This window comes from Streptomyces naganishii JCM 4654 (assembly GCF_014650575.1).
In the GTDB taxonomy this organism is placed as follows: Bacteria; Actinomycetota; Actinomycetes; order Streptomycetales; family Streptomycetaceae; genus Streptomyces; species Streptomyces naganishii.
The window spans coordinates 90,627-101,967 of sequence record NZ_BMVF01000025.1 but is presented as its reverse complement, the minus strand read 5'-3'; the positions used below and the strand labels follow the sequence as shown (position 1 = coordinate 101,967).

The window sequence follows — 11,341 nt, the reverse complement described above, 5'->3', positions numbered from 1 at the left end:
CCCGCGGAGCGGGTATCACATCGCTGCGCGATGTGCAAGCGAACACCCACGCTGCGCGTGGGTGTTGCGCTCCCGCTCCGCGGGAGCGCTGGCTGACCGCTGCGCGGTCAGCACACCCGAGTTGCTGCGCAACCCGGGTGACACTCCGTCCGCTGCGCTCCCGGAGTTGGGGGCTACGCCCCCGCGCGCGGTGTCTCCGCTGCGCTCCGGTCACCGGGTGGCGCTTCGCGTCACGAAGCCGGCCCCGCTACGCGGGGCCGGCCAACGGGCCTGCGGCCCGAGCGGCAGCAAGGGTGGGTGGGCTGTTCTCCGGCTGACCCCTGCGGTTCTGGGGCTTGACTCCGGGTCAGCGTCTACGGGACCAAGTACTACCGATTCCCGCAACGTGCAGGGCCAATGCGGTCAGCCCCAGGAGCATGACGTTGACTGACGAGAACGTGGGATTGGTGCTGATCTCAGCCGCGTTGATGAGGAAGGCGATGAAGAACAGCACTGCCGCGACTATGCCGAGCATGACGAGCCCCTTTCGATGGGAAGTGAAGCCCGTATGCCCGGCCACCGCTCCCACAGACATGGGCGACGCCTCTGATGGGTCCTCAGGCGTGGGCGTGGCGGGTACGTGCCATCTTGTGCGGGGCGGCGTGATGCGCGGGCCGCCCTGTCGGGGGGACTGCGAGACGCCGCAGGGAGAGGGTGGCGGTGGTGAGGAGACCGGTGAAGACGGTCAGGAGGAGGACGGACACCCACATCTGCCGGCTCCCGGGTGCCTGCCAGCCGGTGCAGGCCGCGGAGCCCGCCCACAGCAGGACACCCACGGCGTAGAAGGAGCGGACGCGGTGCAGCTGCCGCACGGCCCGCAGGAACTGGATGCGTTCGGTCTTCGGTGCCATGCGGGGCCGTGTACCCCGATGTGCCACGGCCATCGGGGCGGAAGGAATCTTGTGCAGGGAGCTTTCCGGGGCGTCTCGCATGTCTGCATCTCGATGTGATGCAGCATGTAGCATTGGCATAATTCAGGGACACCCGGTTGGGGAGCGGTTTGCCGTGCTGGTCTACGAGTATCTTCCGCATGAGCTTGCCCGGCTCGGGGTGGTCGCGAAAGCTGCCGGACTCGATCACCGTCGGATAGCGGCTCAGGTATGCCCGGCTCGGGAACGCGCCGGGAGAGCGAGGATGGTCCCACCCGAACCGCATCACTTGAGCGAGGTGCTCATCGCGGAGTTGCGGCGCCCTCAGTGGGAGCGGATCGCCGGCCTCATGGAGAAGGAGCGGATGGCCGCGTACGTGCCCTCCCGCGACTCGCGTGCCATCCGCTACGAAGAGCGGCGTCTGGGAGCGGCTGATGACAGAGGTGGCCGAGGCCGAGCGGTCAGGTGTAGCGGCTTCTGAAATCTGGCGGCACCGCGTCTACCGGCTCGGTGCCCGGCCCCCCGGCCGGCAGTTCCAGCCCGGGCACGCCTGCCCCCGCCGTCCACCTGATGGCGGGGGCAGGCGGTGAAGCGGCCGCGAGAGCCTGGGCCACCAGGGACGGGACGGCGGCCTCTACCAACGCGGCGGACACCGGATCGCTACCGTAGCCTTCCCGAGCCGGGAGAACTCTTTTGATCCAGCTCCGAGAACACCAGGTGGAACAGAAATCAGGATTTCGAGAATGGGTCGGATTTCCTGCAAGATCACCTGTGCCGCCGGAGGGTGCAAGGTGCACGATCGTGTCCGCGACCGGATCGGGTAAGACCATCACCGCCGCCGCGTGCGCGCTGGAGTGCTTCCCCAGCGGCCGGATCCTGGTCACCGTGCCGACCCTGGACCTGCTCGTACAGACCGCCCAGGCGTGGCGCCTGGTGGGACATCGCGCGCCCATGGTGGCGGTGTGCTCGCTGGAGAACGATCCGGCCCTGAACGAACTGGGGGCGCGCACCACCACCAACGCGATCCAGCTGGCGCTGTGGGCCGGGAAGGGGCCGGTGGTCGTGTTCGCCACGTACGCCTCTCTCGTGGACCGCGAGGACCCGGAGGACCCGTTCGGTCAGGGGAACGTCCGTGGGCCGCTGGAGGCCGCTCTGGCGGGCGGGGAACGGCTCTACGGCCAGCAGATGGCAGGCTTCGACCTCGCGATCGTGGACGAGGCCCACTCAACCGCAGGTGATCTCGGGCGGCCGTGGGCGGCCATCCACGATAACGCCCGCATCCCCGCCGACTTCCGGCTCTACCTCACCGCCACCCCGCGCATCCTCGCCTCGCCCCGGCCACAGAAGGGCGCGGAGGGCCAGGAGCTGGAGATCGCGTCGATGGCTGCGGACTCGCAGACCTACGGGCCGTGGCTTGCCGAGCTCGGACTGAGCGAGGCGATCGAGCGGGGCATCCTTGCCGGATTCGAGATCGACGTGCTGGAGATCCACGACCCCTCCCCCGTCACCGGGGAATCGGAGGATGCGCAGCGGGGCCGGCGCCTGGCGCTCCTGCAGACCGCGCTCCTCGAGCACGCCGCCGCGTACAACTTGCGTACGGTCATGACCTTCCACCAAAGAGTGGAGGAGGCCATGGGGTTCGCGGAGAAAATGCCGGAGACGGCCGCCGAGCTGTACGCAGGCGACGTCACCGATGAGGACCTGGCGGCCGCCGACCGGCTCCCCGCGTCGTCGATCGACGCGCACTTCTACGAGCTCGAGCCTGGCCGCCACGTACCCCCGGACCGCGTCTGGTCCGCGTGGCTGTGCGGTGACCACCTCGTCGCCGAACGACGGGAAGTGCTACGCCAGTTCGCAGGCGGCATCGACGCCGCCGGCCACCGGGTCCACCGCGCGTTCCTCGCCAGCTGCCGCGTCCTCGGGGAAGGCGTGGACATCACCGGCGAACGGGGGGTGGAGGCCGTGTGCTTCGCCGACACCCGCGGCTCCCAGGTCGAGATCGTCCAGAACATCGGCCGAGCGCTGAGGCTCAACAAGGACGGCACCACGAAGGTGGCCAGGATCATCGTGCCGGTGTTCCTGGAGCCCGACGAGGACCCGCAGGACATGGTCGCTTCCGCCTCGTTCCGCCCCCTCGTAGCCGTACTCCAAGGCCTCCGCAGCCACGATGAGCGCCTGGTTGAGCAGCTCGCCTCCCGTGCCCTCACCAGCGGGAAGCGCAAGGTGCGCATCCGGCGCGACGAAGACGGGCGGATCATCGGGACCGACGGCGAGGACCAGGAGCACGACGACACCCAGGCCGCTGCCCAGTCCGCGCTGCTCCACTTCTCCAGCCCGCGCGACGCGGCGACCATCGCAGCCTTCCTCCGCACCCGCGTCTACCGGCCCGAAAGCCTCGTCTGGCTGCAGGGCTACCAAGCCCTACTGCGATGGCGGGACGAGAACGAAATCGCCGGCCTGTACGCCGTGCCCTACGACGTCGAGGTCGAAGTGGGCGTGACCAAGGGTTTTCCGCTGGGGCGGTGGGTGCATCAGCAGCGCAAGGCGCTACGGGCCGGGGAGCTCGATCCCCACCGCAAGGAGCTCCTGGACGCACCAGAAGCCGGGATGGTCTGGGAACCGGGCGAAGAAGCCTGGGAGAAGAAACTCGCCGCACTGCGGTCCTACCGGCGCGCCCACGGCCACCTCGCCCCCCGCCAAGACGCCGTCTGGGAGGATCCGGCCGACGGGACACTGGTACCCATCGGGCAGCACATGGCCAACCTCCGCAGGAAAAGCGGCCTCGGCAAAGACTCTGACCGAGCCGCGGAGCGCGCAAAACAGCTGGCCGCGATCGATCCCGACTGGAACTGCCCTTGGCCACTCGACTGGCAGCGCCACTACGCCGTCCTCCGCGACCTCGCCGCGGACGAACCCCGCGGCCATCTGCCCGACATCCAACCCGGCGTGGCATTCGAAGGGGATGACCTCGGACGATGGCTGGTGAGGCAACGAGACGCGAGCACCTGGGTGCAACTGTCGGGCGAGCAGCAGAAACGGCTTCGCGAGTTGGGCGTCGAGCCCGCTGAACGGCCCGCTGCGGCAACGGTGGACGGGCGTGCCGGGAAGGCGGTGGGAAAGGCGTCAGCAGCCTTCCAGCGGGGCCTCGCGGGCCTCGCCCAGTACATCGCCCGGGAAGGCAAAACTGTGGTGGGAAGAGGGCACGTTGAAGAGCTGCCGGACGGTACGGTGATCAAACTGGGTGTGTTTCTGAGCAATCAGAAGGCCAGGCGCGAGCGGCTGGATGCGGAGCAGCGGGCCGCTCTCGCCGAGCTGGGCTACGCCTGGGCTGTGCAGCCTCGCCGTGGATGATGGCGTGCCGACGTGCCAGGACATCCGGACAGCGGCCGCCCGGGGCCCGGGCCTCCGGCGGCATCGACGCCTCCTCGCAGCATGGAGCATGCCCATGCTCCCACCGCAAGCCCTCCGGTGTTGCCAAAACTCACCGACACTCGTACCCGGCAGCTCAAGGCGTTCACCACCGCTGACCGACACGCGTTCTCGAAACTCACCGGCACACCCATGCGCCAGATCGTCGCCGAAGGCTTCAAGGACGTGTACTTCCAGGACGGCGGAGCCCGCGCCATGGGACTCTCCGACGTCACCCTCAACGACATCGACTACCCCGACCTCGACTACTGACCCGGCGCCGACCCCGGGGCAGGAATCTGCCCAGTTGGTGAGCCGAAGCACGAGGGTTGTCACCAAGGCGGGCGTGCTGGCACCAGGGCCGCCGGGCGGTGAGTGCTGAGCGCGGTTTGGGACAGCGGTGCAGTCTCAGCTGTCCACTCCGGCTTCCCACTTGCGCCGGCGCAGTGCGTGGCCGCTGAAGAGGTGTCGGCTCCGGTCGAGCAGTTCACCGACCTCCGCGTCGCCGCGCCGCCCGTCCGGCGACGGATGCCAGCGCTGTACTGATTGCGCGGCCCAGGTGCGCAGCTTCCTATCCGGGTCCTCGAGCAGAGCGACCGCCGCGCGTAGCGCCACGATGCCGCCACGCGCGTCGAGCAGCCGGAACGCGGCGACGCGGACGTGCTGCGGCCGCCCGGAGCTGGTGCGTTCCACGAGCCAGTCGGCGGGCAGTTCCTTGGCCGAGGGCAGCAGGGCGGTGGCGGTCTCGCGGACGACGGCGGCGGCAGGGTCGTCGAGGAGCGGCCGCAGCTGCTTCGCATTCACGCAGTCCAGTGCCCGCAGCCCTGCCACTGCTTGCGCCCGCACCCTGGCCGCCGGGTGCGTGAGCAGCGGCCGCAGCAGCCCGGCGTCCGCGCGGTTCCCGCACTCGGCCAGCCCGATGACCGCACCGGGCGGCAGCTCGGGGTCGTCTGGTGCCGTGCACCGCTCCCGGTACCAGGCGGTGGGGTCACCTCCTTGCTGTCGTACGACATACCGGGCGCAAGCACGCACGAGCGCGGATCGGTCGCTGAGAAACGGCTCCGCCTGCTTTGACCGCCCCGCCCGTCTCAGCGCGGTGACGCCGGCCGAACGGGTACGCGGATTGCGTGCGGACAGCAGTGGAGGCAGCACACCCTCGTAGGCATCCTCATCCCCCAGAGCCGCGAGCGCCGCTGTGGCACACAGGTCCTGAACCACGGTGTCCTGGTCCCCGGCGGCCGCGCGGGCCAGCTCCGCGGGACGGAGCAGCCGGCCCTCGATGGCCAGCCGGTACGCGAAGCGCCGGACGATGCGGTCGGGGTCAGCGAAAAGAACAGCGAGCTGCCCGTGGGATGCCTGGCGCAGGATCTGGCCGAGTGCATCGACGCCGAAAGCACCTCTGTCGCGGCGGCCGACGTGGAGGATGAGCGGCGCGAGGTCGAGGGCAGAGTCCACGCTCAGGGCCTCGCGCAGCAACTGCCGGGCGTGCTCGCGCACGGGGCCGGCCCAATCGGCGCAGCGGATTACGACCAACGGCAGCAGGCCGGGGTATCGGGCCGACTGGCGCAGCGCCTCCTGACGGATCCGCCCGTCGCGGTGGCAGAGGGCGAGTGCGAGTCGAGACTCGCCCAGCTGAGCCAGGTCGGCGGGCAGCGGGGCGCAGCGCTCCCGTCCCGGCAGGTGCTGCGGGCGGTGCCAGGCCACCTCGCGCGCTCCTGCGTCCAGCGCGAGCCAGTCAGCGGGGTCGGCGACATCGAGCATGCTGTGAAGCGGCGCACCTCCCGCGAGCTGCGTCGCTGCCGCTGTCCCGTCCTCGATGTCCTCAAGCATGCCCGCCCCTCCAGCAGTCGTGCCAGATGATCGTAGGTGCGGGGTTCGCGTCGGTCGCGTGAAATATGGCCCGTGATCGCCGAGGGCCGCCCCCTGCCCACCAGGAGCCGAACGCGGTGACATCGCCCCTGCTTCGCTTGCCACTGGTGACAGGTAGCGCGCCGCATCGGTGACGACCACCATGCTTGGTCCTGCTGAAGGCCGCAGGTCAGCGGATGCCGATGGCGGCAACTACCGTGCTTTGGCACACGTCACTGTGCGAGCCGAAGAAGGCATCGGGGTGAGGTGTGGCCGCAGGGGTGTTGGGAACCGTGCCGCTGGCCGGGGAGCTGACCTCCTCGCTGATCAGCCGGGTGGCGGCCCGCTACGGTCTCGCAGCCGGCAGCGTGCTGCGGCTGTGGACGTGCCGCAACTCCCCCACCCGGCACGATGGCGGCGGTGTGCGGGCATGCGGAGGTCGTCTTGAACGGGGCCGGGCGGGGTTGTGCTCGCCGAGCTGTGCGGGGTGGAACCGGCGGTGCTGGCGCGCGCTCTTCCGTCGTTCGCCGTGGACGATCCCACGATCAGCACCGGCCGGGACGCCGCCCTGGCGCAGGCACGGCGGCGGGCGGCGGCCGCGGTGGCGGGGGGAAGCAGCGTTCGACTGCCGGCTGTGCACCGCGCGGCGCACCGGGCAGGCACTGCGGGCGGTGCGGTATCTGCCGCGCCGGCAGCGGGTCTGCCTGCGGCACGGGCGCCGGCTGCTGGACGCGGACGCCGACCAGCCGCTGGAACACGCCCATCTGCGCCCGCTGCCCGAGGTGGTGGCCGCGCAGCGGCGGTGGCCGGACGTGGCACGGCGTGCATCGCGCGCCGGGGTGGAGCCGGCGCAGGCGTTCACACTGGCGCATGCGGTGGTGGCACGCTGGTGGGAGCAGGCTCTGTACTGGGAGCAGGAGGGGGTCTGGCCGCGCCGTCTGCACCACTTGGCGGGCGGCAACGCGGGATCACCGCTTGAGTGGTGGCGGATCGTCGGCCGGGACGCGGCGACCTTCCCGGAAGTGACGGCCGTGGCGCGGGCGCTGCTGGAGCCGGCCATGGCCGAGGTGACCTGGCGGGCAAGCGGCGGGATGCGGCCTCGGGCGCGGGACGCCGGCGATGCGTTCTGTCACCGGCTGGGCGAGCGGGTGGGCCGCACCTGGCTGGGACCCGAACTTGCAGCCGACCACGGCAGCCCGCTGAACGACTGGAAGGGCGCGATCGTGCGCGCCCGCCGCCACGAGACGGGGCCGCCAGGGTGGCGGGAGGATCCGTGGCGGCTGAAGCGGGAAAGCAGCCGGCCACGATGGCCGGCCAGCTGCGCGTCATGGCGGCACAAGCCCAGTCGGGCGGCTCGGGGGCCCGGTGGCCGGCTACGGTGAGCGCCGAACAGCGGTTTCACACCACGCAGTTGGTCGACGAAGCGCGCGACCCAACCGCCCACCGACCTCTCAACGCACCCACAACATCCCAGGCCAGCACGCACTCGGTACACCAACAAACCCCCCTTCAGGCGTTAGCAGCGCTCCAGCGCGAGAAGCGCGGCTTTTCGAGATCTACAGGTCGAACTCAAGGTGTTCGATGTCGGTGAAGCGGATCTCCTCCAGCTGGCCGGCGCGGCGGCCGCCGTCCTGGAAGTACACCTCCTTGACTGCTTCGGCGGCGATCTGCTGGAGCTGCTGGTCGCTGGCGCCAGCCTGCTGGGCGTCGAAGAGGCGGGCGGCGTAGCGGGGCGGCAGGGCGACCGTCAGGTGCCGGAGGCGGCCCTCGTCCGTCGTGCCGATCGGTGCGGTGTAGCCGATGCGGGCGCGGGTGTCGATGACGATGCCGCCGGTGGTCGCCGCCTTCTGCCGGGCCTGGGCGCGGATCTGCGGCTGCCACCGCTTCTTCACCTCACGCTCCAGGCGGGCGGCGAGTTCCGGTCGGGGCTTTTTGATCTGGTTCTTCACGTACCGCTCGACCGTGCGCTGGGAGATACGCAGCATCTGGGCGACCGCCTTGGTGCCCTTGAGCTGCCTGACCAGGTACCGCATCTGCGCGGGCGCGCTCTTGGGCGCCGGGCGGGTGAACGCCTTGTGCACCGCGGCGTCCAGGCCGTTGCCGAACATGCTCATCGCGCTCTGCCTACTCCCCCGTGTCTTGCTCGGTGACGGTGCCGTCCTTGATGTACCGGGCGAGGTTGAGTTCCGGGGCGTTGAACTGCTCGCGCACCCCCTCGCCCCACAGAACGCTCTGGGTGCCTTCCCACTTCACCAGGCCCGGGTTCACTCCGAGTTTGAAGCCGCCCGGCAGTGGCTTGCCGTCCCGGTAGGGCAGGAAGTCCAGCGGGGAGGGGCCGTCGGAGGCGTAGACGGCGCAGTCCGAGAGGATCGCGGCCGGGTACTGGCCGGTGAAGGCGGCGTGCTTGACGATCTTGCGGTGCATGTTGATCCGGGTGCGGGAGATGACGGCGGCGCGGATGTCCGGGCGCCAGGTGGGCCGGTCAAGGGCCCGCCAGGGCTGCCCGGGCTTCCAGCCCTCCCCGCGCGGGCGTTCGCGCAGCTTGCCGATGCCGCCCTTCACGGTCGCCTTGATCGCGGACACCACGATCGCCAGCTGAGGGTCACGCTGCCGGTAGCCGGCCATCGCCGCGAGGAAGTCGGCCGGCTCCATGTCCGCGTGCACGCCGAGGTCGGCCATCGTGGCGAGGTAGGCGTCGCGCAGCCGGTTGTACCAGGCGTCCAGGTAGCGGCCGTTGTCGTGGCGGACGTACGCCTCGATCGGGCGCACGTCGTAGCCGAGCTCCACCGCGTACGCCACGGTCGGCGTGGCATACCAGGCCGGCCCCGTGGGGCGCTCTCCTTTCGGTGTGAACGGACTGGGCAGCAGCTCGCCGTCCAGGTCCGTCCACTGCTTGGCGAGCTTCACGCGGGACAGGTCGACGTGGGAGAGGTCGACCAGCCAGGAGCCGGGCAGTTTCGGATCGAAGACGGGGTTCTTGACGTGCGTCGGGGTCCCGAGGCCGACCGTGAGGCCGTTCGCGCCGGCGGCGAAGGCCATGTTCACGTCGATGCCCACCAGGTGGGGGCGCAGGCATTCGGCGTCGGTGAGCGGGCGTGCCCAGTCGTACGCCTCCTCCACCAGGGCCTCGGCCGGGGTGCGCTGGTGGAAGCGCGGCAGATCGGCGAGCAGCGGGTGCCCGTCGGGGGCCTCGCACGGCGCGCAGTCCACCGGATCCTTGCCCAGCGAGCCGGGGTTGTGCTCAGAGTGCCGCCTGCCGTCCGCGTCCGGTTCGGAGGCGCGGGTCGGCGGGTGCAGGGCGGTCATCAGCTCCAGGCCCGTGACGGCGGTCGATCCGCGCGGCGTCATCACGCGGGCCGCATACGTGCCCAGGAGCCGGGCCAGGTCCGCCGGCGGCAGCTGGGCGGCGTCGGCCCAGTGCCGGGTGTCGAGCGCGTCCCATGACGGGATGCACAGCTGCACGCAGGATCGCTCCGCGCCCTGTGCGGGGCGGTAGATCCGCGCCCACGGCCCGAAGCCGCGCTTGGTCAGCTGCCAGTTGGCACGCGTCAGCTGCTTGATGACCTTGTGGCCCTCCGGCAGCCGGCCGGCCAGGCGCTCCTCCTTGGTGAGCGTGACGGGCAGACCGTAGTACTCGCACGCGGCCTCGGTCAGCACGATCAGCGGGTCGGCGTCCTTGCCCGGCCCGGACAACTTCGTCTGGCCGAATCGCCCTTCGCGCAGCGTCCACTCCACCAGGGCCGGGATCGACTTGGCGGTTACGTCCAGGACCAGGCCGCCGACGCAGTACGCCAGCACCTGGCCGTCCGCATCGACGTCGACGACCGCAAGCGGACCGTTCTCGAACCGCGGATCGGCGCCGCCCGTCGGGGCGCTGGCGGGGGCGGCCTTCTTCGCGGCCGGGCGCCGCGAGGTCGTCCTGGTCGTGGCCGCCGGGCGCGGTACAGCGCCAGGGGCAGCGGGGCGCAGTGCGGTGTTCGCGGGCTCCGCAGCCGGACCTGCGGGTGCGGTGCGGGCTTGGGCCGGTTCGCCTGCCGCTGGCGCAGGAGCGGCGGCAACGGCGGGCGTCTTCGGGATCGCCGTGTCCTCAGGGGGCACCGGAGCGTTGGCGGGGTAGAGCTGGGCGAGCTGCTTGAGCATGCGGGCGTAGGCGTCGCGCTCGGGCGGCCGCGGCTCGGTCTTACCGGCCTCCCAGCCGCTGACCGTCGCGCGCCGCACCTGCAGTGCGGCGGCCACCTCGTCCAGCGTCAGCCCGTGCGCCTGGCGCAGCCGCCTGCGCTCCGCCGGGGGCGGCAGCGGGGAGCGGGATGCGATGAGCGCGTCGACCGCGTCGAACAGCTCGGACATGCAGTACCTCCTGCCCCGCAACCCTAACGTGAAGCGCACCTTTCGCGTACCGAACGCGTACGGATCCCGTAAACGGGGGTGGCGTGGTTGTCCCCGGAAGGGGCACCCCGGACTTCGGCTGCTTCGTGCTCCTGAGCGGATGGTTTTTGCGGTGGTGTCCTGGCTTTTCCTGAACTGGCCGGGGTGCGCGGCAAGGTGTGAGAGATCGGGGAGAGCAGACAGCCGCCGTGCACCAGCCATCGCGGTGGAGAACGCTCAGGGGCGGGCATGGGTGAGATCGTCAGGGGCCTCGAGCGAGCGCTGCTGACCCGTCCCGTGCCCCACGCGTGACGCCGCTGTGCGTCTCCTGCTCAAGACGGAGAAGGGCGCCACGAAAAACGTGGCTGTCCTCCTGGGGATCTCCCAGCACGCGGTACAGAGGTGGCTCACCACCCGGGCCGGACGGAGGCGGCTCCCCCTCGCCCTTGGCCGCCCGAGCGATCAACTCGCGATGGACCGCCGCGACGTTGCCCCTCCACAAGGCCAGCAGGCGGCGCACCTCCGGGGTGACGGAGAAGCGGTCTTTGCTCTGCGCCCGCGCCCCGGGCTCCGCAGTCGCGGACTCGTCACGCTCGGCAGCGGCAAGCCACCGCCACACCGTGCGCTCGGTCACCTCCAACGACTGGGCCATCAGCCGTACATGCCGGGTCGTCAGTTTCTCTTCCTGTCGCAGGGCGAGCAGCCGGCGCACGGCAGGGCCGCGCAGCGCCGACAGAGAGGAAGAAGGCAGACTCCCCCCGCGCGCGGACCGTCTGCGTGGCCGCCAGCCTCTCCCGGCCCTACGGTGCTGG

At 70.9% G+C, this 11,341-nt stretch carries 7 protein-coding genes and 1 pseudogene; 3 read left to right on the top strand and 5 right to left on the bottom strand.

The window, feature by feature from the left end:
• Nucleotides 1-346 precede the first annotated feature (346 nt).
• Both IE217_RS31265 and IE217_RS31260 read right to left on the bottom strand, forming a co-directional pair.
• The gene (locus IE217_RS31265) at nt 347-514 is read right to left on the bottom strand and encodes a hypothetical protein (RefSeq protein ID WP_190181323.1); all 168 of its coding nucleotides are present in this window, start codon (nt 512-514) and stop codon (nt 347-349) included.
• Nucleotides 515-596: 82 nt separating this feature from the next.
• Nucleotides 597-890 carry a hypothetical protein gene (locus IE217_RS31260; protein WP_190181322.1) on the bottom strand — a complete coding sequence of 98 codons (294 nt, stop codon included), beginning with the start codon at nt 888-890 and terminating at the stop codon, nt 597-599.
• Nucleotides 891-1,601: 711 nt separating this feature from the next.
• On the opposite strand from IE217_RS31260, the gene IE217_RS31255 reads away from it, so the two are divergent.
• Nucleotides 1,602-4,259 carry a DEAD/DEAH box helicase gene (locus IE217_RS31255; protein WP_190181321.1) on the top strand — a complete coding sequence of 886 codons (2,658 nt, stop codon included), beginning with the start codon at nt 1,602-1,604 and terminating at the stop codon, nt 4,257-4,259.
• Between the two features lie 210 nt (nt 4,260-4,469).
• Nucleotides 4,470-4,589: pseudogene (locus tag IE217_RS31250) on the top strand (telomere-protecting terminal protein Tpg); the annotation flags it as partial.
• A 135-nt stretch (nt 4,590-4,724) separates the two neighbouring features.
• Here IE217_RS31250 and IE217_RS31245 read toward each other — a convergent pair.
• Nucleotides 4,725-6,146: a hypothetical protein gene (locus IE217_RS31245; RefSeq protein ID WP_229865733.1), complete on the bottom strand. Its 1,422-nt coding sequence runs from the start codon at nt 6,144-6,146 to the stop codon at nt 4,725-4,727.
• Nucleotides 6,147-6,835: 689 nt separating this feature from the next.
• Between IE217_RS31245 and IE217_RS31240 the strand changes: the two genes are divergently transcribed.
• Nucleotides 6,836-7,546 carry a hypothetical protein gene (locus IE217_RS31240; protein WP_229865732.1) on the top strand — a complete coding sequence of 237 codons (711 nt, stop codon included), beginning with the start codon at nt 6,836-6,838 and terminating at the stop codon, nt 7,544-7,546.
• Nucleotides 7,547-7,720: 174 nt separating this feature from the next.
• Here the strand turns inward: IE217_RS31240 and tpg are convergent, their stop codons facing one another.
• Together tpg and tap are read right to left on the bottom strand one after the other, a co-directional pair.
• Nucleotides 7,721-8,278 carry a telomere-protecting terminal protein Tpg gene (gene tpg, locus IE217_RS31235; RefSeq protein WP_190181320.1) on the bottom strand — a complete coding sequence of 186 codons (558 nt, stop codon included), beginning with the start codon at nt 8,276-8,278 and terminating at the stop codon, nt 7,721-7,723.
• A gap of 10 nt (nt 8,279-8,288) precedes the next feature.
• Nucleotides 8,289-10,511, bottom strand: coding sequence for a telomere-associated protein Tap (gene tap, locus IE217_RS31230; protein ID WP_190181319.1), 2,223 nt, complete (start codon nt 10,509-10,511; stop codon nt 8,289-8,291).
• Nucleotides 10,512-11,341 lie beyond the last annotated feature (830 nt).